This is a genomic window from Pseudoalteromonas sp. SMS1, from assembly GCF_021530565.1.
Lineage (GTDB): Bacteria > Pseudomonadota > Gammaproteobacteria > Enterobacterales > Alteromonadaceae > Pseudoalteromonas.
In genome coordinates this window covers 1-26,649 of sequence record NZ_JAKGBI010000030.1, presented here as the reverse complement: position 1 = coordinate 26,649, position 26,649 = coordinate 1, and the positions used below count along the sequence as shown (strand labels likewise).

General features: G+C 44.8%; 25 protein-coding genes. 15 read left to right on the top strand and 10 right to left on the bottom strand.

Annotated features, from left to right (window positions below):
- The first annotated feature begins 1 nt into the window (after window position 1).
- Together glyS and L1286_RS22510 are read left to right on the top strand one after the other, a co-directional pair.
- On the top strand, window positions 2-2,071 hold the full coding sequence (gene glyS, locus L1286_RS22515) for a glycine--tRNA ligase subunit beta (protein ID WP_235409291.1): 2,070 nt from the start codon (window positions 2-4) through the stop codon (window positions 2,069-2,071).
- Between the two features lie 64 nt (window positions 2,072-2,135).
- Window positions 2,136-2,585, top strand: coding sequence for a hypothetical protein (locus L1286_RS22510; protein WP_235409290.1), 450 nt, complete (start codon window positions 2,136-2,138; stop codon window positions 2,583-2,585).
- Between the two features lie 37 nt (window positions 2,586-2,622).
- Here the strand turns inward: L1286_RS22510 and tusA are convergent, their stop codons facing one another.
- The 3 genes from tusA to fadB all read right to left on the bottom strand — a co-directional run bounded on the left by tusA (window position 2,623) and on the right by fadB (window position 6,380).
- Window positions 2,623-2,862 (bottom strand): sulfurtransferase TusA, encoded by a 240-nt coding sequence (tusA, locus tag L1286_RS22505; RefSeq protein WP_235409289.1) that lies wholly within the window; start codon window positions 2,860-2,862, stop codon window positions 2,623-2,625.
- A gap of 187 nt (window positions 2,863-3,049) precedes the next feature.
- A complete protein-coding gene (gene fadA, locus L1286_RS22500; protein ID WP_235409288.1) occupies window positions 3,050-4,216 on the bottom strand; it encodes an acetyl-CoA C-acyltransferase FadA in 1,167 nt (388 codons plus the stop codon).
- A 1-nt stretch (window position 4,217) separates the two neighbouring features.
- Window positions 4,218-6,380: a fatty acid oxidation complex subunit alpha FadB gene (gene fadB / locus L1286_RS22495; RefSeq protein ID WP_235409287.1), complete on the bottom strand. Its 2,163-nt coding sequence runs from the start codon at window positions 6,378-6,380 to the stop codon at window positions 4,218-4,220.
- A 336-nt stretch (window positions 6,381-6,716) separates the two neighbouring features.
- On the opposite strand from fadB, the gene L1286_RS22490 reads away from it, so the two are divergent.
- The 5 genes from L1286_RS22490 (at window position 6,717) to L1286_RS22470 (ending at window position 13,194) form a co-directional block, all read left to right on the top strand.
- Entirely contained in the window at window positions 6,717-8,627 is a 1,911-nt protein-coding gene (locus tag L1286_RS22490) for a transglycosylase SLT domain-containing protein (RefSeq protein WP_235409286.1), read from the top strand.
- A gap of 102 nt (window positions 8,628-8,729) precedes the next feature.
- Window positions 8,730-10,052, top strand: coding sequence for a Xaa-Pro dipeptidase (gene pepQ, locus L1286_RS22485; protein WP_235409285.1), 1,323 nt, complete (start codon window positions 8,730-8,732; stop codon window positions 10,050-10,052).
- Between the two features lie 83 nt (window positions 10,053-10,135).
- Window positions 10,136-10,750 carry a YigZ family protein gene (locus L1286_RS22480; protein ID WP_235409284.1) on the top strand — a complete coding sequence of 205 codons (615 nt, stop codon included), beginning with the start codon at window positions 10,136-10,138 and terminating at the stop codon, window positions 10,748-10,750.
- 83 nt (window positions 10,751-10,833) lie between these two features.
- Window positions 10,834-12,285 carry a TrkH family potassium uptake protein gene (locus L1286_RS22475; protein WP_235409283.1) on the top strand — a complete coding sequence of 484 codons (1,452 nt, stop codon included), beginning with the start codon at window positions 10,834-10,836 and terminating at the stop codon, window positions 12,283-12,285.
- A gap of 231 nt (window positions 12,286-12,516) precedes the next feature.
- Window positions 12,517-13,194 carry a PilZ domain-containing protein gene (locus L1286_RS22470; protein WP_235409282.1) on the top strand — a complete coding sequence of 226 codons (678 nt, stop codon included), beginning with the start codon at window positions 12,517-12,519 and terminating at the stop codon, window positions 13,192-13,194.
- Between the two features lie 45 nt (window positions 13,195-13,239).
- Here the strand turns inward: L1286_RS22470 and trkA are convergent, their stop codons facing one another.
- From trkA to def, 4 genes are read right to left on the bottom strand one after another with little or no spacing between them, the layout of a single operon-like run.
- On the bottom strand, window positions 13,240-14,616 hold the full coding sequence (gene trkA, locus L1286_RS22465) for a Trk system potassium transporter TrkA (RefSeq protein ID WP_235409281.1): 1,377 nt from the start codon (window positions 14,614-14,616) through the stop codon (window positions 13,240-13,242).
- 18 nt (window positions 14,617-14,634) lie between these two features.
- Window positions 14,635-15,918 carry a 16S rRNA (cytosine(967)-C(5))-methyltransferase RsmB gene (gene rsmB / locus L1286_RS22460; protein ID WP_235409280.1) on the bottom strand — a complete coding sequence of 428 codons (1,284 nt, stop codon included), beginning with the start codon at window positions 15,916-15,918 and terminating at the stop codon, window positions 14,635-14,637.
- Window positions 15,918-16,862 carry a methionyl-tRNA formyltransferase gene (gene fmt / locus L1286_RS22455; RefSeq protein WP_235409279.1) on the bottom strand — a complete coding sequence of 315 codons (945 nt, stop codon included), beginning with the start codon at window positions 16,860-16,862 and terminating at the stop codon, window positions 15,918-15,920. Before fmt ends, rsmB begins: the two co-directional genes overlap by 1 nt.
- 30 nt (window positions 16,863-16,892) lie before the next feature.
- A complete protein-coding gene (gene def / locus L1286_RS22450; protein ID WP_235409278.1) occupies window positions 16,893-17,402 on the bottom strand; it encodes a peptide deformylase in 510 nt (169 codons plus the stop codon).
- 116 nt (window positions 17,403-17,518) lie between these two features.
- On the opposite strand from def, the gene L1286_RS22445 reads away from it, so the two are divergent.
- From L1286_RS22445 to hemF, 6 genes are all read left to right on the top strand, one after another.
- Window positions 17,519-18,631: a LysM peptidoglycan-binding domain-containing protein gene (locus L1286_RS22445; RefSeq protein WP_235409277.1), complete on the top strand. Its 1,113-nt coding sequence runs from the start codon at window positions 17,519-17,521 to the stop codon at window positions 18,629-18,631.
- A gap of 26 nt (window positions 18,632-18,657) precedes the next feature.
- Complete coding sequence (gene dprA, locus L1286_RS22440) at window positions 18,658-19,737, top strand: DNA-processing protein DprA (protein ID WP_235409276.1); 1,080 nt, start codon at window positions 18,658-18,660, stop codon at window positions 19,735-19,737.
- A 2-nt stretch (window positions 19,738-19,739) separates the two neighbouring features.
- Window positions 19,740-20,213 (top strand): DUF494 family protein, encoded by a 474-nt coding sequence (locus L1286_RS22435; RefSeq protein WP_235409275.1) that lies wholly within the window; start codon window positions 19,740-19,742, stop codon window positions 20,211-20,213.
- Between the two features lie 292 nt (window positions 20,214-20,505).
- Entirely contained in the window at window positions 20,506-21,084 is a 579-nt protein-coding gene (locus L1286_RS22430; RefSeq protein ID WP_235409274.1) for a DNA topoisomerase family protein, read from the top strand.
- Window positions 21,071-21,646 carry a Sua5/YciO/YrdC/YwlC family protein gene (locus L1286_RS22425; RefSeq protein WP_235409273.1) on the top strand — a complete coding sequence of 192 codons (576 nt, stop codon included), beginning with the start codon at window positions 21,071-21,073 and terminating at the stop codon, window positions 21,644-21,646. Before L1286_RS22430 ends, L1286_RS22425 begins: the two co-directional genes overlap by 14 nt.
- A 4-nt stretch (window positions 21,647-21,650) precedes the next feature.
- Complete coding sequence (gene hemF, locus L1286_RS22420; RefSeq protein WP_235409272.1) at window positions 21,651-22,574, top strand: oxygen-dependent coproporphyrinogen oxidase; 924 nt, start codon at window positions 21,651-21,653, stop codon at window positions 22,572-22,574.
- 73 nt (window positions 22,575-22,647) lie between these two features.
- On the opposite strand, the gene L1286_RS22415 is transcribed toward hemF, so the two are convergent.
- Together L1286_RS22415 and L1286_RS22410 are read right to left on the bottom strand one after the other, a co-directional pair.
- Window positions 22,648-24,255, bottom strand: a complete 1,608-nt coding sequence (locus L1286_RS22415; RefSeq protein ID WP_235409271.1) for a methyl-accepting chemotaxis protein — start codon at window positions 24,253-24,255, stop codon at window positions 22,648-22,650.
- Between the two features lie 103 nt (window positions 24,256-24,358).
- Entirely contained in the window at window positions 24,359-24,820 is a 462-nt protein-coding gene (locus L1286_RS22410) for a group II truncated hemoglobin (RefSeq protein ID WP_235409270.1), read from the bottom strand.
- Window positions 24,821-24,846: 26 nt separating this feature from the next.
- Between L1286_RS22410 and aroE the strand changes: the two genes are divergently transcribed.
- Together aroE and L1286_RS22400 are read left to right on the top strand one after the other, a co-directional pair.
- Window positions 24,847-25,656 (top strand): shikimate dehydrogenase, encoded by an 810-nt coding sequence (gene aroE, locus L1286_RS22405; RefSeq protein ID WP_235409269.1) that lies wholly within the window; start codon window positions 24,847-24,849, stop codon window positions 25,654-25,656.
- Window positions 25,657-25,658: 2 nt separating this feature from the next.
- Complete coding sequence (locus L1286_RS22400; RefSeq protein WP_235409268.1) at window positions 25,659-25,898, top strand: DUF1488 domain-containing protein; 240 nt, start codon at window positions 25,659-25,661, stop codon at window positions 25,896-25,898.
- Here L1286_RS22400 and L1286_RS22395 read toward each other — a convergent pair.
- Window positions 25,884-26,417 carry a gamma carbonic anhydrase family protein gene (locus tag L1286_RS22395; protein WP_235409307.1) on the bottom strand — a complete coding sequence of 178 codons (534 nt, stop codon included), beginning with the start codon at window positions 26,415-26,417 and terminating at the stop codon, window positions 25,884-25,886. The two genes, L1286_RS22400 and L1286_RS22395, sit on opposite strands and share 15 nt — an antisense overlap.
- Window positions 26,418-26,649 lie beyond the last annotated feature (232 nt).

Below are 26,649 nucleotides of genomic sequence, written 5' to 3'. Positions count from 1 at the left end.
CATGACAACTGAAAATTTATTAGTAGAAATTGGTACTGAAGAATTACCACCAAAAGCTTTGCGCAAACTGGCTCAAGCTTTTGCAGATAATATGGCTGCTGAATTAGAAAGCCTAGCGCTTGGTCATCAAGGTATCAAATGGTATGCGTCACCACGCCGTTTAGGTGTACAAGTTGCGGCACTTGAAACGCAACAACAAGATAAAGTCGTCGAAAAGCGCGGGCCTGCAATCAAAGCTGCCTTTGATGCAGAGGGCAACCCAACTAAAGCAGCACAAGGTTGGGCACGTGGTTGTGGTATCGACGTGAGCGAAGCTGACAAGCTTGAAACAGACAAGGGCGCTTGGCTACTGCATAAAGCAACCGTTGAAGGTCAGCAGGCAAGTATCTTACTTACAGATGTCATTGCTAAGGCACTAGCGAAGTTACCTATCCCTAAACCGATGCGTTGGGGCGCGAACAAGACTCAGTTTATTCGTCCAGTTCACACCGTTGCGGCACTGCTTGGCAGTGAAATTATTCAGGGTGAAGTACTGGGTAAACAAATCAGTAATGAACTTCAAGGTCACCGTTTTCATCATCCGGCACGTACGACTTTAGCCCATGCTGATGACATTTTTGATACCTTAAAACAAGCCTATGTCATTGCTGATTATGATGCACGCAAAGCTCAGATCCGTGCTCAAATCGAAGCGGAAGCTGCAAAGCTTGGTGCTGCTGTGGCAATGGATGAAGACTTACTTGAAGAAGTAACGTCGTTAGTTGAATGGCCAGTGACGTTGACGGCATCATTTGATGAAGCATTTCTATCTGTACCAGACGAAGCCCTCATCTATACGATGAAAGATGACCAGAAATACTTTCCGCTATTAAATGACAAAGGCGAGCTGATCAATAAGTTCTTATTTGTATCGAACATTGAAAGTAAAGACCCTTCAGTGGTTATCTCGGGTAACGAAAAAGTGGTTCGTCCACGCCTTGCTGATGCACAGTTCTTTTTCGAAACCGATAAAAAGAAAACACTCGAAAGTCGCTTAGAGTCTTTGGGGTCAGTTTTATTCCAAAAACAACTTGGCACGTTAAAAGATAAGTCAGAGCGTATTGCTGCACTAGCGGGTTACATTGCTGACCAACTTGGGGCCGACAAAGATTTGGCAGAACGTGCAGGCCTGCTCAGTAAAACGGACTTGATGACAGAAATGGTCATGGAATTTACTGATGTTCAGGGGGTTATGGGGATGCACTACGCGCGCATCGATGGTGAAGCTGAAGAAGTTGCATTGGCCCAAAACGAGCAGTACATGCCGCGTTTTGCTGGCGATGACTTACCCTCTAACCCGATTAGCTTTGCTGTTGCATTGGCTGACAAGTTCGACACGTTAGTGGGAATTTTTGGCATCGGCCAAATCCCGAAAGGTGACAAAGATCCATTTGCTTTACGTCGTGCAGCAATTGGTGCGTTACGCATCATGGTAGAAAAAGCACTACCACTGGATATTCTAGATATCGTTGCTAAAGCGCAGTTGTTATTCGGTGATAAGCTCACGAATGAAAACGTGGCACAAGATGTGTTTGAGTTTATGTTGGGTCGTTTCCGTGCTTGGTACCAAGATGAAGGGATCAGCGTGGATGTGATTCAAGCGGTGCTTGCTCGTCGTCCGACTCAACCTGTCGATTTCGACCGTCGAGTAAAAGCTGTAAGCCACTTCCGTACATTAGAAGAGGCTGAAGCATTGGCAGCTGCCAACAAGCGTGTTAATAATATTCTTGCGAAGAACAACGTGACCAGTGATGCATCGGTATCAGATGACTTACTACTTGAGGCGGCTGAAAAGCAGTTAGCGGAACAGGTTGCTGCACTTACAGAAGAGCTTGCCCCTGTCTATGCACAAGGGGATTATCAGCAGGCATTGACGCGTTTAGCAAGCTTACGTGAAGTTGTTGATACCTTCTTTGATAATGTCATGGTAATGGCTGATGACGAAGCGGTTAAGCAAAACCGTTTGGCGCTACTTAGTCAGTTAAGCCGCTTATTCTTGAATACGGCAGATATCTCTGTCTTGCAAAACTAAGCAAAAAACGTAATTCTAGCCAGCAACGTTTGCTGGCTTTTTTATTTTATGATCGGTTAGATAAATGCAAAAGAATGCTGCTATATCATTGTTGCTGGTACTTGGTATCGCTGGGTGTGCATCGCCAACTATCACACCTGACCAACCAACTTCTATCCAGCATAATGCGAAAGTAATTGAAAGGGCCATGTATTTACGTGGCGATTTCAGCTTATGGGATGCTGAAGACATTTATCGTCTGCTACCTCAGGGTGAGGGTCGTTATCTTGTTCGGGCACGGTTTATGAGCCCTGGAAAGGTGTACGAGTTTAAGATTGCGGATGAAAAGTGGAGTGAAGGATATAATTGTGGATACCGCTTTCAAGGTACGCTTAAACTTGGTCAACCACTTCCTGTGGACTGCAATACGGTGTACAACTACTTTAGCTTTGCACCCGATAAAAAAGGCTGGTATTCAATTACGCTCGATTATAGCGACAGTAATAACCCTACTTTAATAGTACAGCGGGATTAATGGTGTGTGCTAACAAGGAGCAGTACCAAGCTGCTTCTTATTTACCCTTTTTCAACAAGTAGCGATAAGGCACATTTTCCGTTTCCGTAGCGATGAGCGTGTGATCCATAAACTCACAAAAGCTGGGGATATCACGGGTGGTTGAAGGGTCATCTGCTAATATTAGCAGTGTCTCTCCATGGTTCATCTTTCGAACCATACCTCGAATCATCATAACAGGTTCTGGGCAACGCAAACCAATTGCATCCAATGTGTGGTCGGTGTTTTCAAAGCTCATAATGCAACTCTTGAGAAAATTTAAAGATGCTATTCTAACGCGCTAAGCCTCTCGATTAAAAGAGGGTCTGTTATAAATGACAGGGCGCGCTTGCAAGTAAAAAACAGTGCGCAAGAAAAAGGCAAAGTACTAAAAGTAACTTTGCCTTGGTCACCAAGTTGAATTTGGCTATGACAACAAATTGGCGTTATTTAACGCGCTCAAATACCGTGGCAATACCTTGACCTAAGCCGATACACATAGTTGCTAGGCCGTACGTTGCATCCTTTTCTTCCATTATATGGATAAGAGATGTACTAATACGAGAACCAGAACACCCAAGCGGATGACCCAGCGCAATGGCACCACCATTTAAATTTACTTTTTCATCAGCGACTTCAAGTAGGCCGAGATCTTTCATCACAGGCAATGACTGAGCTGCGAATGCTTCATTCAGCTCAACCACATCAAGATCGTCAACGTCGATGCCTGCTTGTTTAAGCGCTTTTTGACTCGCAGGGACAGGACCATAACCCATAATTGAAGGGTCGCAACCAGCGACTGCCATTGACTTAATGCGTGCTCGAATAGGTAAGCCTAACGCGTTTGCTTTACGTTCACTCATCACTAGCATTGCCGATGCGCCATCCGACAGTGCCGATGATGTTCCAGCTGTTACTGTGCCACTCGCAGGATTGAATACCGGACGAAGTTGACTCAAACCTTCAAGGTTTGTTTCAGGTCTTATGACTTCATCCTGCTCCACTAATACAGGAATACCATTTTCATCATGGCCTTCAGTTGGCAGTATTTCTTTTGCAAAACGGCCCTCAATGCTGGCTGCGTGCGCACGTTGATGAGAGCGCACAGCGAAAGCATCTTGTTGCGCTCGATCTATACCATGTAAGCTAGCAAGGTACTCGGCAGTGAGACCCATAACACCAGCCGCTTGTGCGACTGATGTTGACAACCCAGGGTGAAAATCCACACCATGGGTCATTGGTACATGGCCCATATGTTCCACACCACCAATTAAATAGGTATCACCTGCGCCTGTCATGATCGCACGGGCTGCATCATGTAGCGCTTGCATTGAAGAGCCACATAAGCGGTTAACTGTCACCGCTGGGACCGAGTGAGGAATACCGGCCAACAACGCCGCATTACGCGCAACGTTAAAGCCCTGTTCTAAAGTTTGTTGCACGCAGCCCCAATAAATATCGTCAATCGACTCTGGCGCTACTTGGGGGTTACGCTCTAGAATACCTTTCATTAGGTGTGCACTTAAATCTTCTGCACGACGATGTTTAAATACACCGCCTTTGGAGCGACCCATCGGAGTACGAATACAATCTACAATAACGGCTTGTTCCATGTTACTGGCCCTCCACTTGATAGAACACTTTACCTTCTGCTGCCCATGCACGGGTTTGCTCAGACACTTGATAGATTTCACCTAAGTCGGCATATTTGTCCGCGATGGCAACAAATTCACTTAATCCAATTTGGTCTAAGTAGCGGAATACACCTCCCCTAAATGGTGGGAAACCAATACCGTAGATAAGTGCCATGTCAGCTTCTTGTGGGGACGCGACGATGCCGTCTTGTAGACAAAGTAAAACTTCATTGATCATTGGTACCATACAGCGCTCGATGATCGTTTGTTTTTCAAATGGCTTATTGTCATCACAGATTTGGCTTAGTAATGCAACTGAATCTGCGTCTTTAGATTTCTTTAAACGTCCTTTGCGATCGGGCGCATATTGGTAGAATCCTTTTTGATTCTTCTGGCCAAAGCGTTCAGCATTCGCAAGGAGTGCAACGGGATCTTTTTCTTGGCGAGCCATGCGCGTAGGGAAGCCATCGGCCATCACGCCAGTACAGTGGTTCGCTGTGTCGATACCTACAACATCCAGTAGATATGCAGGCCCCATCGGCCAGCCAAAGACATTTTCCATGACCTTATCGATTTGCGTAAAATCAGCACCCTCGATTACCAGCTTGCTAAACCCTGCGAAATAGGGGAACAGAACTCGATTTACAAAGAACCCAGGACAGTCGTTTACAACGATAGGAGACTTACCTAGTTTCAGCGCATAGTCGACGACAGCTGCAATGGTTTCGTCCGAGGTTTTTTCACCGCGTATAATTTCGACCAAAGGCATCTTTGGTACTGGATTGAAAAAGTGCATGCCACAGAAGTGCTCTGGGTGGCTTAGTGCGGATGCCAATTCATCAATTCGAATAGTCGAAGTGTTTGAGGTTAACACGGTTCCCGTTGGCATTTGCTCTTCTAATGCGGCCAACACAGATTTTTTTATTTGCGGGTTTTCTACCACTGCTTCGACGATGATGTCTGAATGTTCTAAGTCACGATCATTTAGCGTTGGTTTAATTTTGCCTAATGTTGCAACCATTTTGTCGGTTGCCATATGCCCACGCTTAACTTTTTTACCTAAAATAGTGGCAGCCTCGTTCATGCCTAGGTCAAGGGCAGCTTGATTGATGTCTTTCATGACAATCGGCGTACCTTTATAGGCAGATTGATAGGCAATACCACCACCCATAATACCAGCACCGAGCACAGCTGCTTGTTTGATCTCAGTTTGGTTGAGTTTTGCTTGTTTCTTCGCAACGCCTTTGATGTACTGGTCTGCGAGGAAAATACCGGTTTGGGCTGCGGCTTCCGCCGTTTTTGCTAGTTTAGCAAAGTTGGCATTTTCGATTGCCATTGCTTCTGTGCGTGTGTGGTTAGCAGCCGCCTTGATGGTTTTGACTGCCATCACCGGAGCTGGGTAATGGCCTTTGGTTTTGGCCATGACCATCCCTTCCGCCATCGCAAAGCTCATACCTTGCTCAACGCGATTCATTTTTAAAGGGCTAAGTTTAATCTGTCTTTTTGCTTGCCAATCTAGTTTGCCATCGATAGCTTGTTCTAGCGTTTTTATGGCGGCATCACGCAGCATGTCTGCGTCAACGACGGCGTCCACTGCACCAACTTTAAAGGCATCGGGGGCGCGGTTTTCTTTGCCAGTGGTGATCCACGTCATGGCGTTATCAGCACCAATAACACGTGGCAATCTCACCGTACCACCAAAGCCTGGCATGATCCCAAGTTTAACTTCAGGTAAACCAATTTTGGCATTGGGCGTCGCAATACGATAATCGGTAGCAAGTACCCACTCACATCCACCACCAAGGGCTAATCCATTGATAGCTGATAGCGTTGGGAATGGTAAGTCTTCAATTGCGTCAAAGACGTCTGTCGCATCTTTGATCCAACTAACTAGTTCTTGTTCTGGCCTATTGAAAGTAGGTAAAAACTCGAATATGTCTGCACCAACAATAAAGTGATCTTTATCGCTGGTAAAAATAAGGCCTTTTACATCATCACGTGCGCTTAATTCGGCAAGTGCTTGAGCGCAGTCTTGTAGAGTTTGCTGAGAGAGCTTGTTGACCGAGCCTGGCGTACAAAACTTAAACTCAGCGATATTGCCTTTGCAAAATTCAACAACAAAGGACTCGCGTTTGATTAACATACTGGTTCTCCGTGACACTGGTACGATGAGTTGTCATTTCATCCAGTGTGGCGCCTTTAAATGAAAATTGCAATGAAAAATTTACCGCAGATTTACTGAAAACCAAGAATCGGGATGATAAGGTGGCTAAGTGCATGGATTGGACTAAGGTGACTTAAGGTTAGCGCATTCAGTTTATTTAAACCTTTAATCATGCATAACTTTGTAAGTGGGTAATTAACCCTCCGCGCGCTGCGCGTAAAAAAGTTAAGGAAAGTGCCTGAGTGAGTGTTTCTGCATTAATTTTTTCTCTCAGTGCATTGATATACAACGCATTTATGTAAAGTATAGGTCGTTATGAAATTATGGTTCTCTGGTCTTCTTGTCAGTAGTATTTGCGCCTGTTTTTCCATCGTGAGTGCCCACTCATATGCGCAAAAGGCACATCAAGACTTTCTCGATGCTGAGCGTGTTGCTTGGTCTGGTAACCATGCCAGATTCAAACAGTCTCTGGTCGCTTTAGATCATCCGCTCAAACCTTATGTGGAAATGACATTTTATAAACGTCATCCTAAGTTAAAGTATCAGCAAGACATTGCTCAATTTCTATCGGTGTATGATCATACCCCGTTAGATTGGCCGGTGAGAAAAAGCTGGTTAAATTACCTCAAACGCCGCGGTAAGAAAGCACTCTTTATAGAGCATTATCAACAAACGAATAATGCAGAACTAAAATGCACTTACCTGCAATTTCAATTGGACTTAGGGGCGCCCCCAAAAGCCATTTTAGATCAAGTCGCGCCACTTTGGGTGGTTGGGAAGTCTCAACCCAAAGCCTGTGATAAGTTGTTCTCAGCTTGGCAAAAGGCAGGATATCGTTCCCAACAGTTGGTTTGGCAACGTATTACCAAAGCAGCACAAGAAGGGCAAACATCTCTGGTTAAATACCTCAAAACGTTACTTCCTAGAAATGAAGCGTATTTGGCGGATTTATATGTGACTGTGCGCAGAGATCCAAGCGCTTCTGCTGGGTTATATCGTTATAAGCAACGTAGTGTGAAAGAAAGTGAAATTGCCGTCTATGGGGTACGCAGGTTAATTTGGCGAGATCCCACTTTGGCGCTGCGTGCATGGGATAAGCTGCAGGGGATGTTTGATTTTAGCCAAACCCAAAAAGACAGTGTGGCATATCGATTTGCGCTGGCACTGGCATCAAAAGGTCATGAGCAGGCACGCTTTTGGTTGAACAAAGTACCGGTAGACAAACAAGATGTAAAGCTGCGCCAGTGGCTCATGAGTAATATGCTCAAGGAGCAAGATTGGGCCGGCATTGCTGCATTATTTACGGGGATGCACAATCTCAGCAATGGGCAAACTTATTGGTTGGGATATAGCTACTTTAAACGTGGTGACAATGTAAAGGCCACTGCGCTTTGGCAAACGTTGGCGACAAAACGAGACTACTATGGCTTTTTGGCTGCCGCACGCTTGGATTTGCCGCCGGCAATGAATGCCAAAGCGTTAAATGTGGCAGAGCAAACAATGCAAGTGGTGTCGCAAGCCCCCGGTTTCAAAAGAGCCAAAGCTTTGTATGAATTGAAACGGTTTACGCAAGCAAGAAGAGAGTGGAATTACCTAACAAATACCTCCAGTACGGAGGAAAAGCTGGCAGCCTCTTTACTGGCGGCAGAGTTAGATTGGTATGATAGCACTATATATACCTTGGCACAGATCAAGGCATGGAACTATGTCGATCTGCGCTTCCCAATGGCATTTGATGAGTTATTTGAACGTTATAGTACGCGTAATCGAGTGGATTTAGCATGGAGTTATGCTGTCGCCAGACGAGAGAGTAGTTTCGCACCAGACGCCCGTTCAACAGCGGATGCGTATGGTTTAATGCAATTGCTGCCAAGTACGGCAAAATATGTTGCAAAGAAACGGGTTACTAAGCAACAGCTCATGAAACCAGCTACCAATATTCGGTTAGGCACGGATTACTTGGAATACCTTAAGCGCAAGACACGTGGCAATGAGATCCTTGCAACGGCATCGTATAACGCAGGCTATCATCGCGTTAAACGCTGGGTACCGAGCGAGGCAATGCCTGCCGAGTTATGGATTGAGCTCATTCCATATCGTGAAACAAGAGACTATGTTAAAAATGTCATGGCATACCGTCAGGTTTATCACACTAAGTTGGGCCGAGAAGGGAATGTGTTGGCAGGGATCTTGGATATGAGTATTGGCGGCAAACCCAAGCGTTAGCTGTGGTTAGTCACAATGGAGAGTCTATCGCATGGCATCGTTTTTAGTGCGGTGCTATGTTAGACTCAGTAACAATAAAAATTCAATTAATATGGGTACACCGTGGACACACTAGCCAACTTGTATGCAGAGCATATCACCACGCTTCAAGCGCGCACAAAAACCATCGTAGAACGTGAAGGTTTAGATGGATTGGTTATTCATTCAGGCCAAGCGAAACGTCAGTTTTTGGATGATATGTATTATCCATTTAAAGTTAATCCGCAGTTTAAAGCTTGGTTGCCTGTGATTGATAACCCACACTGTTGGTTGGTGGTTAATGGTGTCGACAAGCCAAAATTAATTTTTTATCGCCCAGTGGATTTCTGGCATAAAGTACCGGATGAACCATGTGATTTTTGGGCTGACTATTTTGATATCACATTATTGGTTCAACCAGAGCAAGTTGAAAAGCTACTACCTTACGACAAAGAGAAATTTGCTTACATCGGCGAGTACCTCGAAGTTGCACAGGCACTTGGTTTTGGTCAAATGAACCCAGAGCCAATAATGAACTTTTTACATTATCACCGCGCTTATAAGACCCAGTACGAGATGGCGTGTATGCGCGAAGCAAACCGCATTGCTGTGCTTGGTCATCAAGCTGCTCGCGATGAATTTTATGCTGGTGGTTCTGAGTTTTCGATTCAGCAAGCTTATTTAAATGCCACGTCTCATATGGAAAATGACACGCCGTATGGCAATATCGTTGCATTGAACAAGCATTGTGCAATTTTGCATTACACGCACTTTGAGCGCCAAGCGCCGAGTCAGCACTTGTCATTTTTAATTGATGCGGGCGCAAACTTTAACGGCTATGCGTCGGATATTACACGTACCTATGATTTCGCTAAACAAGGTGAGTTTGCAGAGATGGTGGCCGCGTTAAACACGCATCAAATTGCACTGGGTGAGTCACTTGAACCTGGCAAGTTATATGGTGAATTACACATAGATTGCCATCGCCGCATCGCGCAAATTTTGGCTGATTTCAAAATCGTTAACCTGAGTGCAGAAGACATTGTCGCAAAAGGTATTTCGTCAACGTTCTTCCCACATGGTTTGGGCCACCACATCGGACTACAGGTTCACGATATGGGTGGTTTTATGGCAGATGAACTTGGTACGCACCAAGCGCCACCTGAGGGTCACCCATTCTTACGCTGTACAAGAAAGATTGAAGCTGGTCAGGTGTTTACCATCGAGCCTGGACTTTACTTCATTGATTCACTGTTGGCTGAACTGACAAAAACAGAGCATAACCAGCATGTCAATTGGGACAAGGTAGAGCAGTTTAAACCATATGGTGGTATCCGAATCGAAGACAATATTATTGTTCATGAAGACCGCCTAGAAAATATGACACGAGACTTTAAGCTCGATTAATGTTCTATGTGTCATTCATATCTTAAAAACTAACTTTTAAAAGGAGTCTCATGAGGCTCCTTTTTTCGCAATAACATAAGTGTATGTCAGAGTATAAAATCCCAAGTGAAACAATTCGTTATCACGAAGAAATTAAGAAAAGTACCTTCATCGTGCATATTGCTCATACGCCCACCTTGGAAGATGCTAAAAAGTTTATTCGCAGCATCAATGACGCATTTCCTGATGCTAGGCACAATTGTTGGGCACATGTAGCGGGGGCACCTGGTGGTAGTCATGTTTTAGGTTTCTCAGATGATGGGGAGCCTAATGGTACTGCGGGCAAGCCGATGCTGAATGTTTTGATGGGCTCGGGTATTGGCGAGGTCACCGCGGTGACGACACGCTATTTTGGTGGAATAAAGCTCGGCACAGGTGGTCTGGTACGCGCATATGGCGGGACCTTGAATAATGCGCTAAGAGAGTTGCCAACGGGACTGAAAGTACCTGCTGCCATATTAGTTGGTGTATCAGATTATGCTATGCAGGGCGTGATAGAGCAGCACCTTGCAAGCGTATATCAAGTGCTCGATATTCAACACGCGTTTGCCGCCAAGATAGACTGGCACATTGAAATTGATGCACGTGAGGCTGAGGCGGCCATTCAATCTATCTATGATTTAACGCATGGCAGTGTGTCATTTAAAATACAAAAGTGATTGATTTCACTTGTTACGTGGTTTACTAACGCCTGTGGGTAGTAGACAATCAAAACTAATCATAACAACAAGCGATCTGCGTTATGCAATTTCGTACCATCATAAAAATTCTCGGCCAACTTGTTGCGCTGTTTAGCATTACTATGGTGCCACCCGCGATAGTATCTTTGATATACAAAGATGGCGGGGGGGTGCCATTTGTACTTGCTTTTATATTCAGTGTACTCATTGGTCTATTGGCTTATTACCCTAATCGCAAGGAAAAAGGCGAACTCAAAGCCAGAGAGGGCTTCTTAATTGTAGTGCTGTTTTGGCTGGTACTGGGATCATTCGCGTCGGTACCCTTGATCTTCCTTGATGAGCCTAACTTATCCTTTGCGGATGCCGTATTTGAAGCCTTTTCTGGACTCACAACGACAGGGGCGACGGTCTTAACAGGGATCGAATATTTACCTAAGTCGGTACTGTTTTATCGCCAGCAATTACAGTGGTTAGGCGGTATGGGGATCATTGTTTTAGCTGTTGCTGTGCTGCCTATGCTAGGGGTTGGTGGCATGCAGTTATATCGAGCCGAAACGCCGGGCCCTGTTAAAGACTCAAAAATGACGCCACGGATTGCCGACACCGCAAAACACCTTTGGTATATTTATGTGGCGCTTACAGCTGCCTGTACAGCCGCATATAAAGTAGCCGGGATGGGCTGGTTTGATGCGATCTGCCATGCCTTTGCTACTATCGCGATCGGCGGCTTCTCCACTTACGATGCGTCTATTGGGCATTTCGATAGCCCTATGATCAACTTTATTTGTGTGGTCTTTTTGTTGATCGCAGCGATAAATTTTTCACTGCACTATGCCGCTGTGGCAAGTCGCAGTGTGCGTGCATACCTAAGAGATCCAGAATTCAAAGTCTTTCTATTTATTCAATTGGCACTGGTGGTAATCTGCTTTGCGGTACTGTCTTCAAATCAAGTTTATAGTGATGGTGACGAAACGCTTGATCACGCCTTATTTCAAGCTGTGTCGATTAGCACAACAGCGGGCTTTGCAACGGATAGTTTCTCAGCTTGGCCGCTATTTCTGCCAATACTGTTAATTTTTTCTAGCTTTATTGGTGGTTGTGCGGGGTCGACTGGAGGAGGTATGAAAGTGGTACGTGTATTCCTATTGTATCTGCAAGGAATACGAGAGCTGAACCGCCTAGTTCACCCTAGGGCGATATACTCCATCAAACTCGGTCGCAAGGCACTACCTGACAAAGTGGTGGAAGCTGTTTGGGGATTCTTTTCAGCCTATGCATTAGTGTTTGTTATCATCATGATCGCATTACTTGGAACGGGTTTAGACAATATAACGGCGTTCTCCGCGACCGCTGCTTGTTTAAATAACTTAGGACCGGGTCTCGGCGATGTGGCTGCCCATTATGGTGATATCAGTGATTCTGCAAAATGGATACTGACATTGGCCATGGTGTTTGGTCGTTTGGAAATATTCACGTTATTGGTGCTATTTACCCCGACCTTTTGGCGCGGTTAATCGACTCATTTTCAATAAATTAGTTCTGTTTTAGCCCCATGGATGGGGCTAAAAGCCTTCCTCATAACAAAGCATGAACTCGTCTTTATTTTTCATGACTATTTCTTATTTGCATGAAACTATTAAAGTTTTTATTCATTTCGACGATAAAAGTACAGCAGTTAAATTATGGTGACATAAAATTTTGTCATGCTGCTAAAATTAATAGAGAGCAAGTGAAGGGCTTTTATCATGACGAAAAGTGAGTTGGCAGAAAACCGACTGCAGGTGCTACAAATGCAAGCGGGTAGTATTGTTGATATGGAAATCGTGTTGCCAGCGAATCGAAAGCGCATCAAAACTGAGTTTGTCGGTGCATTAGAGAATCAATTTATTATTCTCAACCAACCAAGTCACCAACGTTTAGGTGCTGCTTTAGATTATGTCAAAGAAGGCACCGAAGTTATCGTCCGCGCTTTACCCGAAGAAGCTGATGGACAAATTATCGCGTTTAAAGAAACCATAAAAGCGGTGACTACACATCCGGCACGGCTAATTTACCTCTATTATCCAAATGAAGTGCAAACCTATAAGTTACGTGCACAAACCCGTATTCCAACCTTGATACCCGCGGTACTCAATGTGGAAGGGAAAAGTGAAGTCGGCGTGATCAAAGATATCTCGCTGGCGGGTTTGATGTTTGATGTGCAAAGAACGCATCTACCTGACGAGCTCAAAGAGTTAACCTGTGAAATATTGATCGAAGGGAAAGAATCTCAAAAGGCTGTACTGACAGGCAAAGTCTGTCGTGTCAAAGAAAGCCATGAGGACATTATCTCATTGGGTATCCACCTAGAAAGTCAAGATAAAGAAGTCCAAGCAATTCTAAAAGACTATTTAATTGATATATCAGCACTCAACCATGAATAGTGATTAAGCAAAGTAGGCATGTTTGAGTGCAAACATGCCTGTCTGTCAGACAAATAGTGCACTGACTTGGAATAGCTTCTCTACAACACCAATTTGTTTTTTATCAATTAAAAACATAATGACATGATCACCCGATTCGATGAGGGTATGGTCGTGAGCGATCAACACTTCTGAGTCGCGAACGATGGCGCCGATGGTGGTACCATGTGGAAGCTTAATATCGCGAATAGCACGGCCAACCACCTTTGATGTGTTTTCATCGCCATGGGCAACGGCTTCTATGGCTTCGGCAGCGCCTTTACGTAATGAGTATACATTGACAATATCGCCACGTCTCACATGGGTCAGTAGGGCAGAAATTGTGGCTTGCTGTGGAGAAATGGCAATGTCAATTTCACCACCTTGCACCAAATCAACATAGGCACTACGTTGGATCAGTACCATGGTTTTTTGGGCACCCATACGCTTAGCTAACATGGCGGCCATGATATTTGCTTCATCATCATTGGTGACCGCAATAAAGACATCAACTTGCTCGATATGTTCTTCGGACAGTAGCTCTTGATCCGAGGCATCACCACAAAATACCACTGTGTTATCAAGCATTTCAGAAAGCTGAGAAGCGCGACTGTGGTTTCGCTCAATCAACTTAACACTGTGGTTCTTCTCCAATGAGCGCGCCAGGCCAGCGCCAATGTTACCGCCCCCGGCAATCATAATTTTCTTATACGATTGCTCGAGTTTTTGTAGCTCATTCATGACGGCACGAATATGCTTGGTGGCGGCGATAAAGAATACTTCGTCATCGGCTTCAATGACTGTCGTACCGAGCGGTTTGATGGCTTTGCCTTGACGGTAAATCGCGGCAACGCGTGTATCAACATTCGGAATATGCTCTTTCAATGCAGATAATGCATACCCTACGAGTAAACCACCATAATAAGCTTTGACCGCAACCAATGAGAGCATACCATCGGCAAATTGCAATACTTGCAATGCTCCGGGGTAATCGATCAAGCGGCGGATATATTTGGTGACCAGTTGCTCAGGCGCAATGTAATGGTCCACAGGTAAATCATCGTTATGGAAAAGTTTTTCTCGATAATCAAGATATTGCTCGGAGCGGATCCGAGCAATTTTAGTTGGCGTATTGAAAATACTATAGGCGACCTGACATGCGATCATATTCACTTCATCAGAGCTGGTAACAGCGATGATCATATCGGCATCTTCTGCACCAGCTTGTCGTAAGACCTCTGGGTGAGCACTGTGCCCATTCACACCTTGCAAGTCGTATTTGTCTTGCAATTCGCGAAGGCGCTCCCCATCGATGTCTACGACGGTGATTTCGTTTTGCTCACCGACGAGATTTTCAGCGAGTGTGCCACCAACTTGTCCTGCACCTAAAATAATGATTTTCATAGCTCAAACTTACAGTTTTTATTGTTTTTGCAACTTGGCGTAATAGAAGCCGTCCGTAGTACCTGGCAACAATTGCAAACCGGGCTGTGCTGCGTTGTCTTTCTCGTGCAGTGCAATATGCTGTGCGTTGTCGGTACGCGCTAAAAAAGCTTTAATTTGCTCTTGGTTTTCATCCGGAAGGACCGAACAAGTGGCATACACTAATGTGCCGCCCGTTTTTAGTAGCGGCCAGATATTGTCTAAAATTTTAGACTGCAGCGCGGCCAATTCGTCGATATCTGCAGCCCTTCTCAGCCACTTGATATCTGGGTGACGACGTATCACACCGGTTGCAGAACAAGGCACATCTAACAGAATGCGATCAAATTGCTCACCTTGCCACCAGTCTGAAGGCTGATCGGCTAAACCGTGTACGCAGTCTGCTTGCAAAGAGAGGCGATTGAGGTTGTCGGTAACACGCTCTAGTCGCTTCGCATCCGCGTCGAGTGCGATCACCTGTGCGTTAGCCAGTTCTAGAATGTGACACGTTTTTCCACCGGGTGCTGCGCACGCGTCTAAAATAAGGTCGCCATCTTGAGGGGCGAGTAACCTTGCAGCCATTTGTGCCGCGGCATCTTGCACCGAGCTTGCACCAGTTGTGAATCCAGGCAATTCTTTTACATCGACTGGGCGAGTAAGCAATATGCCATCTTCAAAATCGTCATTGACGCTGTGTGCGATGTCCGCTTTATTCAGTTTTGCAGCGTAATCTGTGGTGGAGCCTTGCTGTCGATTCACGCGTAGCCACATGGGGGCTTGTTGCTGGTTTGACTCCAAAATAGCTTGCCAATCTTGGGGATAAGCCGCTTGTAGCTTTTTAATAAACCAGCTCGGGTGATTGTATTGGCAAACTAGAATGGCATTGGCGCTTGCTTCTAATTCCGCTTGCTGGCGCTGAAAGTTACGTAATACGGCATTCACGAGGCTTTTCATACCTGGCGCACGTAACGGATTCAGCGCATTCACGGTTTCTGCAACTGCGGCATGCGCGGGGACACGCATATGCTGTAATTGATAGAGTCCCACGTATAATAAGAACTGAAATACTCGACGTTTGCCACGAAGAGGTTGATCCAATAAATTTTGGCAATAGTGTTCTAGGCTAGGCAAATAACGCAATACGCCGTAACACATTTGCTGTAACAGCGCTCGGTCTTTTGGTGGCAACTGTTGGCTAGCATAAGGAAGCTGCGCGGTCAGCGAGTTTCCTTTGTCAACAACCTGAAATAACGTTTGCGCAGCCAGCGCGCGTACATTGGCCATTATGTGCCCACCTTATTGCCGGGTGCGACCCAGTCCGCACGGCCATTTAAAAAGTCTTGTGCAGTCATTGGCTTTTTACCCTGAGGTTGTAACGTTGTAATTTGCAGTGCATCTTTTCCACAGGCTATCACGATCCCTTGTTTTGAGGCGTCTATTACAGTGCCTGGTTCGCCTGTTTGCGCAACGACCTGAGCTTGCCAAACTTTTACCGTTTGTGATTGCATTTGCGTGAAGCACATTGGCCACGGGTTAAATGCACGAATATTGCGCTCAATTTGCGCCGCGTCCATTTGCCAGTCAATCTCAGCTTCTTGCTTTGAGAGTTTCTTAGCGTAATTGGACTGCGCATCATCTTGCTTTTCTGGGGTAATTTCACCAGCCGCTAACTTGTCTAGTGTGTCGACGAGCGCACTGGGACCGAGTTCCGCTAACTTTGCGTATAAGCTCGCACTGGTCTCGGTAGTGTCAATTGGACAGGTTGCAATATGCAGCATGTCACCGGTATCTAACCCTTCATCCATTTGCATAATAGTGACACCTGTTTCGTCGTCTCCAGCCCATATTGCGCGCTGAATAGGAGCTGCACCACGCCAGCGAGGCAGTATTGAGCCATGCACATTTAAGCAACCAAGTTTTGGCGTTTCTAAAATAGCTTTAGGTAATAACAACCCATAAGCAACAACCACCATCACATCTGCGTCAAATACAGCCAATTGTGCCTTGGCTTCATCGTTCTTTAATGACGCTGGTTGCACGACGGGCAATGCGTGCTCTAATGCCAACGTTTTTACTTCGCTGGCTTTTAGTTTTTTACCACGACCAGCGGGTTTATCTGGTGTGCTATATACAGCAACGACTTCGTGATGTGAGTCGATTAATGCTTGGAGGTGACGCGCGGCAAAATCAGGCGTGCCCGCAAATACAATACGCAGTGGGTTATTCACTAGTAAACTGTCCAATTAAATTATGTCTGACTATGCTTTAGCCGCTAGGCGGGCTTCTTTTTCAATTTTCTTTTTGATGCGTTGGCGCTTGAGAGGCGACAAATAATCAATGAATAGCTTTCCAACCAAATGGTCTAATTCGTGCTGAACACAGTTAGATAGTAGCTCTTGCGCATCAAATTGATACTCTTCACCGTTTTCATTAAGCGCTTTCACAGTTACCTTTTCTGCGCGGTCTACTTTAGCGTATGAATACGGAACAGATAAACACCCTTCTTCGCACACCATGTTGCCTTCAGATGCGATGATTTCAGGGTTGATTAATACATAGGGCTCATTGCGTTCTTCCGAGACGTCAATCACAACAATGCGTTGATGAACGTTTACTTGAGTGGCTGCAAGCCCAACGCCATTTTCGTCATACATGGTTTCAAGCATGTCTTTGACGATTTGACGGATTTCGTCATTTACTTCTTCAACGGGCTTTGCGACAGTACGCAAACGCTCATCAGGAAACTTAAGCACTTCTAACTTTGCCATAGATACCTTTTACAGTCTTTCTAAATGGGGTAATGTATGCTCTTATTTTAGCCATTCACGTTCCCCTTTAACAGGTTTTGGTGGATAATATCTAAAAATAACTCAAGGAAGCATGCATGAAATCTCAATTTGCCGCCTTATTCATCGCTGTTGTTACCGCGTTCCCTGCTATTGCAGACACATTAACGGTTAAAGCAGATGCGCCTAAGCGCTATGTGGTAAAAAAAGGGGATACGCTCTGGGACATTTCGAGCTTGTACTTACGGAGTCCATGGAAGTGGCCTGAGTTATGGCAAAATAACCCACAGATCAACAATCCTCACCTAATCTATCCGGGTGATATTCTCGCGCTCGAAGTAGACGAAAATGGTCATCCTGTTCTACGAATTGACAAAGGGGTAAGAAAATTATCCCCACAAGTGCGTATTATTTCAGCGAAAGGAGATGCAATTCCGACATTGCCGTTGTCGGTTTTGGAGCCTTATTTGAAATTTGATCAGGCATTGAGCAAAGACGATTTGAGTGATGTGCCGATTGTTTTGGGATCGAACAAAAACTTTAAAATGAGTATCACCGGGCATTCACTTTATGTGAAGGGGGATTTACTGCAAGGTGGCATTTATGGAATTTATCGATTAGGTGAACCATACAAAGATGGTTATACCACCTTGGCCTATGAGACCAAGCTGGTGGGCACGGGTAGAGCAGTCAAAGCAGGTGATATTCAGGATGGGTTGCCCAGTACCCTGAGGGTAGATGGGGTTAAACAAGAAATTAAAGCGGGCGACTTTGTCATGCCAATTGCGCAAGGACAAGACCACAAAGCCGCGTTTAAAATGAGCAAGCCGACTATCTCGATTGACGGTAAAATTATTGCCAGTGCAAATCGCCATACTGAGTTTGGCGCCATGTCAGTTGTGGTGCTTAACTTGGGAAGCAGCCAAAAGCTGGTAGAAGGGAGCGTACTGAATATCCTGCGTCAGTCTCCAACGGTGATTGAAAACGAAGAGGGCCCTAAATATTTAGAAGACTCTAGTAGCTTAGATAAGTTGATTGGTGATATCGGGTCTTTATTTGGGGAAGAGAATAGTGAAGATAGCACAGTCTGGCATATGCCCAGTGAAAAAGTGGGCGAACTGATGCTATTTAAAGTCTATGACAACATTAGTTATGCCATGATCACCAAGACGACGCACCCTATCAGAGTGGGGGATAGTGTCGCAAACTAATTATATTGAATGCTCAAGGAGGGAGCATGAGTACACTATCTTTACGACAGGCATTGGCTTTTAAGCTGTGTCAGGGCCTCGGTGTGACAACCTTACTGGCGCTGAAACAAAAAATAGCGCTGGCCAAGCTCTTTTCGCTTAATTATTCCGACTTACTTCAGCTGGGGCTTACCGAGGCGATTTCACAGCAACTGTGCAATATAGATTGGCAGCGGGTTGATTTAATTTTGACTCAGTGTGAAGCCCAGAAACTACAAATCATTCATTATTTCGATCCCAATTACCCTGTTGCGTTGACGCATATTTGTAATCCACCATGGCTATTATTTTGCAGAGGGAACAGCGCATTATTGAATTGCCCACAGATAGCTGTTGTAGGCAGTCGCGCAGCATCGCGCACGGGACTTGAGATTGCATATGATTTTGCACAGCAGTTGAGTCATTCAAACTTATTGGTCACGTCCGGTATGGCTCGTGGGATTGATGGGGCGGCGCATCAGGGGGCAATGGATACTGGCGAGGGCACCGTCGCAGTCCTTGGTACGGGTGTTGATGTGATATATCCGCAACGCCATCGTGATTTGTATTGGCGCATCGCCGAACAAGGTTTACTAATTAGTGAATTTTTGCCTGAGACTCGGGCGCACGCGAGTCACTTCCCAAGGCGCAATCGGATTATTTCGGGTCTCTCATTGGGGGTGCTATTAGTGGAAGCCGAAATTAAAAGTGGTTCGCTCATTACTGCCCGTTATGCGTTGGAGCAGAATAAAGAAGTTTTTGCCATACCAGGGTCAATTCGTCATCGTCTGTCACAAGGATGTCATTTTTTACTCAAACAAGGCGCTAAACTCACGGAGCATGTCAGCGATATTCTCGAAGAGGTGAGCTTTTTACCCGAAAACAGTCTATATATTATAGAAAGTGCAGAACCAAAGGAGAGTTGCCCCATTTTGCAAAATCTCGGCTATGAGGTAACAGACGTCGACACCTTAGTGCTGAGGACCCAGTGGCCAGTAGAGCAGGTACTTGCCAGACTATTGGACTTAGAGCTTGAAGACAAAGTAGAACGTGTATTAAACGGCTACATCAAATTAGCGAGGGGTTAAACATGTTTGATATCCTAATGTATTTATTTGAAAACTATATTCACAGCGAAGCGGATATCTTCGTAGAGCAAAATCAATTGACCGATGAACTAGTAGGGGCTGGTTTTAATCAAGACGAAATTTACAAAGCGCTTGATTGGTTGGAGCAACTAGCAGATTTACAACACAGTGACGAATTTCCATACCTAAACGCAAAACCAGACTCAGCCATTAGAATTTATACAGAAGAAGAAAGTCGAGTATTAGATGTGGAATGTCGGGGTTTTCTCATGTTTGTTGAGCAAATAGGGGTTGTGGACAGTACCACCAGAGAAATGGTGATTGATCGTATGTTAGCGTTAGAGAAATCGTCTATTTGTTTAGATGATCTTAAGTGGGTGATCCTAATGGTGCTTTTCAATGTACCGGGTAAAGAGCATGCTTATGCGCAAATGGAAGATTTGATTTTTGAACAACCTACCGGGTTATTACATTAGGTGCTAGCCTACACTACATTACCTTTATACATCGCTGGTTGGGTGACCTCTGTGTGAGGTTGCTCAACGCATAACAAGCTGTTTTGATAATGACCTTGCCACTCGATGCCAACACACTGTCGTGATGATCATTGAGAGAACTTTGACATATCAGTACCTGAGATATGCTTGAAACTAAAAGCGCGCGGTTTCTGTATACTGAGCGGACATTGTGAAATTGATTGTACCTATTTAACTAAACGCCTACACAGAGTAAAATAGCGCAAAGTGTGCGCAACCCAAGGTTATTCCGATGAGCAAAATTGACCACTCACTTTTTAATGCCAATCAGCATGCATTAGAAAAAGAATATGAAGTCTGTCCAAAGTGCGGCTCTGAGCTGGTGGTCAAGCATTCCAAAAGTGGGGCATTTCTTGGCTGTGCCAGCTATCCCACTTGTGACTATATGCGCTCTTTTGCACATCATGACAGTCATGACATTAAAATTCTGGATGATGCCGACTGCCCCGAATGTGGCAAGCACCTAGTAATTAGAAATGGTCGCTACGGTATGTTCATTGGATGCACGGGTTATCCAGAGTGTCATTTTATTGTGCACGAAGATGAAGAAGAGTCTGAATCTTTACCATCGTGTCCTAAGTGTCAAAAAGGTCAACTACAAAAACGTAAGAATAAATACGGCAAGTTTTTTTATGCTTGTGATGCGTACCCCAAATGTAAGTACAGTTTGAATCAGCACCCAGTTGCGCATCAATGTACACAGTGTGACTGGCCGGTGATGGTGCAAAAACAGCGCGCGGGTAAAGCTATGCTACAATGTCCGCAAAAAGCTTGTCAGCATATGATTGAGGATCCCTATGAGTCACAATGAAACACCCAACGAACAGCCACAATCGGCAATTGAAGCGTTACAGCAAGGCGAGTTGATCTGTTATCCGACAGAGGCAATTTTCGGTCTGGGTTGTGATCCGGATAGTGAGGGTGCGGTACATAAATTATTGGCTTTGAAAGAACGCCCGATAGAAAAAGGGTTGATCTTAATTGCGGATAATTTTGCTCAGTGTTTGAATTATGTTGATGACGCAAAAATCCCTATGGACAAGCGCGCTGAAATTTTCTCTGCTTGGCCTGGTCCGGTCACTTGGGTATTACCTGCGAAATCGACAACCCCGAAATGGTTAACGGGTGAGCATACAAGTATTGCCGTTCGAGTGACCGATCACCCGGTTGTAAAGCAGCTCTGTCAGACATTTGGAAAACCTTTAGTCTCAACCAGCGCTAACTTCAGCGGCGAAACGCCTGCAATGACTATCGAAGACGCGAAAGCAATGTTCAATGAGCGTGTTGGTTTTTATCAAGAAGGGGAGCTTGGCGGACGTACTTCTCCAAGCCAAATCCGTGATGCAATGACAGGCAAAGTCTTTAGGAGCTAATCAGGTGAATAACGTCAATTTAGAGACAGTCAAAGCATTCCTACTGAAATTGCAAGACGACATTTGTCAAGGCTTAGAACAAGCGGATGGCAGTGGTAAGTTTGTTGAAGATAATTGGGCACGTGCAGAAGGCGGCGGTGGTCGAACACGGGTCCTAAGAGGTGGTGATATCATTGAGCAAGGGGGCGTAAACTACTCACATGTCTATGGTGCGTCTATGCCCGCATCAGCAACAGCCCATCGACCAGAATTGGCAGGGCGCAGTTTTCATGCTTGTGGTGTGTCTTTAGTGATCCACCCAAAAAACCCGCATATTCCAACAAGTCATGCAAATGTGCGCTTTTTTATCGCTGAAAAAGAAGGTGAAGCACCAATTTGGTGGTTTGGTGGTGGTTTTGATTTAACCCCTTTTTACCCTCACCTAGAAGATGTGAAACATTGGCACAAAACGGCCAAGGATCTCTGTACGCCTTTCGGTGAAGAGGTGTACCCAAACTATAAAAAGTGGTGCGACGATTACTTCTACTTAAAACACCGGAATGAGACTCGTGGTGTTGGAGGGTTATTTTTCGACGATTTAAATGCGTGGGGCTTCGATAAGAGCTTTGCGTTTATGCAAGCTGTCGGGGAAGGGTTTTTACCTGCTTACACGCCCATTATTGAGCGCAGAAAAGCACAACCATTTACCGAACAAGAGCGTGAGTTCCAATTATATCGACGTGGTCGTTACGTTGAATTCAACTTAGTGTGGGATAGAGGAACGTTATTTGGCCTACAAAGTGGTGGCCGTACAGAGTCGATTTTAATGTCTATGCCACCTTTGGCACGTTGGGAGTATGACTTTCAACCTGAATCAGGCTCAAATGAAGCACGTTTATACGAACACTTTTTGAAGCCACAAGATTGGTTGAATATACATAGTTTGTGAGTGGCGTGTAACGTGTCTTAAGTCACAAAGAAAAAGGAACCTTGAGGTTCCTTTTTTTACATAACCAATCCAGTTAATCTAATTTAAAGCCTCTGACTTGCTCATCGAGCGAACGGGCTAACTCCAACAGTTCCTCACTGACCTGTTTACTACCATGGGCATCCACTAGGGATTGCTCTGCATTGTCTCTTATCGCAATCACGCTTTGGTTTATTTCTTCCGCCGCTAAGTTTTGTTGCTCGGTAGCATCCGCGATCTGTACATTCAGTGCGTTGATTTCATGCATTTGCGATGAAATATCCTTTAGCGCTTGAGCGACTTGCTGTACCTGTTGCGCACGATCATCGGCTTCGGAGCAAGAGGCATTCATTGCGTTGACAGTTTGTTCCGCTTCTTGTTGTAGTTTATCTATGGTCCTGCGAATTTCATCTGTAGAGTCATGGGTGCGGGTTGCAAGTGTTCTGACTTCATCGGCAACAACGGCAAAGCCTCTACCAGCTTCGCCTGCTCGGGCGGCTTCGATTGCCGCATTGAGTGCCAACAAGTTGGTTTGTTCGGCAATACTACTGATCACTTCCAACACCTTACCCACAGCCAAGGTTTGCGTTTGTAATTGACTGACTTGGTTCGAGGCATGCCTAATATCTTGTGCTAATTGGTTGATGCTTTGTTCAGTCGTATGCGCTATCGACATACTTTGCTCGGCAAGGTGATTACTGCTATCTGATTTTTCTGACGCAAAGTGCGTAGTATTTTTAACTTCGCTTGATGAGCTTTCTAGTTCGTTTATTGCCGCAGCAACGGAGTCTGTGCCTTGTTTTTGTGACTGTATTGCGGTCTCAGTTGTTTCAGCTGCTGTATAAATGTGTTCGGCCGAGTGAATAAGAACTTTTGAAGAGCGAGATACTTCGGCAATACTGTCTTTAAATGCGGCCATCATTTTATTGAAGTTTGTGGCCAACCGACCTAGTTCATCGTCTATCTCATCATCAATACGTAAGCTTAAGTCTTGATTCGTCGTTGCCAGTCGCATGGTTCTTCCGAGGTTTTTCAGCCTGACAATGAAGAGTTTGCGGAACAAAATACCGAGAATTAAAAATGCGGTGGCAAATATCGTTGTTAAAATTGCAGTGCTTAATAAGGTGTTTTCATGCACCGTGTCATCAATTTCCTCTAACGAGTAGCTTATTTTTACGGCGCCTAACACGTCACCTTCTTGTGCTTGGTGACAGCCTAAGCAGTTAGTCCCTTTATAGTCTGCACTGGCGACCATGGGCTTCAAATACGTCATCACCCGTTTATCACCGTGTTGCTCAATAACCAGCAATTCCTCACCATTGAGTGCAGCTTGTTCTGATTCCGATTGTGGCGATTCATTTGGATTGCCTTGACCATATAAGGCATTCACTTTTTCACCCCGAATAATATGTGCATCTTCTATATTATCGTGGTTACGTAACTTGTCACCGAGTATGTGGCGATTTGCCATCGTGCCTGTGAGCATCATGGTGTTGATGGAATCGAAATAATTATCTGCAAGTAGCTTAATATTGGTTTCGACTGTTTTCTCTGCAAGGGACTTTTGTTGGTTGCTGTTGCTTAAGATACTAGCAATGAGTACCAACACCCCGGTAATGGCGAGTAGGGCATATATTTTATGTTGAATAGACTTCACACGCATGGCACCTAATTTGAATTAAGTGTCTATTATGCGTGCGAACTCTAGTTTGAGATTTGACTCAGCGCAAATGTAACTTGTCTAATGCAATTATTTAAATAGCACTTTAGTCTTGGTTAATCATATGTGTCGCCAGCTGCGCGAAAGATTTTCTTAAGCCTTCTCTCAATAGCGGGTTGTCCACTTCGATGTCTAATGCCTTATCCATACAATACATCCATTGATCACGTAGCGCTTGATTAATAGGAAATGGCATATGTCTCATCCGAAGGCGAGGATGACCATATTTCTCGGCGAATAAATCTGGACCACCTAACCATCCACTGAGAAATTCAAAAAAGACTTGGCGGATCCTATCTAGTGGAAGTGGATGCATATCATAGAGAGGCTTGGCATAAGGATCGCTTTCCATAATGTCGTAAAAACGATTTGCTATGGCCAATGTACCTTGTTCACCACCCAATATTTCATAAGGAGTGCGCTCAGGAGTGGGGGCATGATGATTTTGTTGTGTAGTCTGATCTTCACTTGCATCTTTGCTAAAGATACGTTTAATTAACTGCTTCATTCACTATCACTATTGTTAGGCTAAAAATGGACAAATACGCGGTTTTTGGTAACCCGATAAAGCATTCTAAATCGCCAGAGATTCATTCGCAATTTGCATCTCAGCTCAATGAGCATATCGTATATACTGCGATACTTGCACCAGAAGACGGCTTTGTGAGTAGTATCAAAGACTTCTTTGCAAACGGAGGCAAAGGTGCAAATGTTACCTTGCCGTTTAAAGAGGTTGCGTTTGAATATGCAGATACACTTACTGAGCGAGCGAAATTAGCAGGTGCAGTGAACACGTTAAAACTCCAAGATGATGGCTTGGTGTTAGGTGATAACACCGATGGCGCGGGCTTGGTTGCTGATCTACAGAGGCATCAAGTTTCGTTGCAAGGTGGCACGGTGCTGTTATTGGGTGCTGGTGGCGCAGCAAGAGGGTGTATATACCCTTTGCTCAAAGCCGGTGTGAAACACATTGTAATTGCAAATCGTACAGCATCGAAAGCGCAGGCATTGGCTGAGATATTCTCATCTTATGGCAAGGTAACAGCCGCTGCTTTAAACGACATACCGGATTTAGTGTATACCGGCGTAATCAATTCAACCTCTTCGAGTGTGACTGGTGATATACCAAATATATCTCCTCAGCTGGTTGCACAGGCCACATGGGGGTATGACATGTTCTATAGTGCAGAGCGTACTAGTTTTTTGACTTGGGTCGCGAATAACAATGATACTTGCTATTTAATGGATGGGATTGGGATGCTAATCGGCCAAGCGGCAGAAGCTTATTTTGTTTGGCGAGGTCAATACCCTAATGTTAGCCCTTTGCTAGAAAAGGCGAAATAAAGATGAATCAAGCAATACTATTCAATGATGATATCCACTTTGATGCGTCACGTCGCTGTTTGGTGTTTACGGCTATGGTGTCTGGCATGATAGTGCCTTGTATAGTCACTGTGCCTGAAACAGAAGCTGAACCCTTGATACATTTTAGAAAGTTTCAATTTGATTATGAAATGCAAGCCGAGCAACTAATCGAGGATGAACGTTACTCAGCATCGGGTGAGGTAGAGTTAACCTTCTTGTAGATATTCCTCTTTTAGTTCTACGTAGTTTTGTGCTGAGATTTTCAAAAATGCGCGCTCTTGCTCAGTTAAAGGGCGTGCTTGCTTTACTGGACTACCGACATACAAATACCCTGACGCTAATACCTTGTTAGGTGGTACTAATGCCCCCCCACCTATAATGACGTCATCTTCAACCGTGACATTGTCCATTACGATTGCACCCATACCTACTAAAATTCGATTGCCCAATTTACAACCATGTAGCATGACTTTATGCCCGACAGTGACATCATCACCAATAATGAGCGGGTAGCCTTCTGGGTTTGTCGCACTTTTGCGTGTTAAATGCAGAACACTGCCATCTTGTACGTTTGTTCTGTCACCAATTTTGATGTAATTGACGTCACCCCTCGCCGCGACCAATGGCCAAACGCTACTATCTTTGCCAATGGTTATGTCACCAACCAGTACGGCACTGTCATCAATATACACCCCTTCGGATAACTGAGGCGCAATACCTTTATATGTTCTTATCATGATCTAAGGCTCTAAAAAGAAGATTTATCTAGTTTAGAGTTTAATTTTCAAAATCTCTATAGTGCTTAAACACAACTTTTGTACGCTTAATGTTCTATTTTGACGCATTTAGGTTGATAACTATACGAACAGCGTATTTTTATAACTTTTCTCAAAAAAGTGCTTGCACTATTTCGGGAGTTCCCTATAATGCGCACCCACTGACACGGCGGGATGCAGCGAAAAACGCAAACCA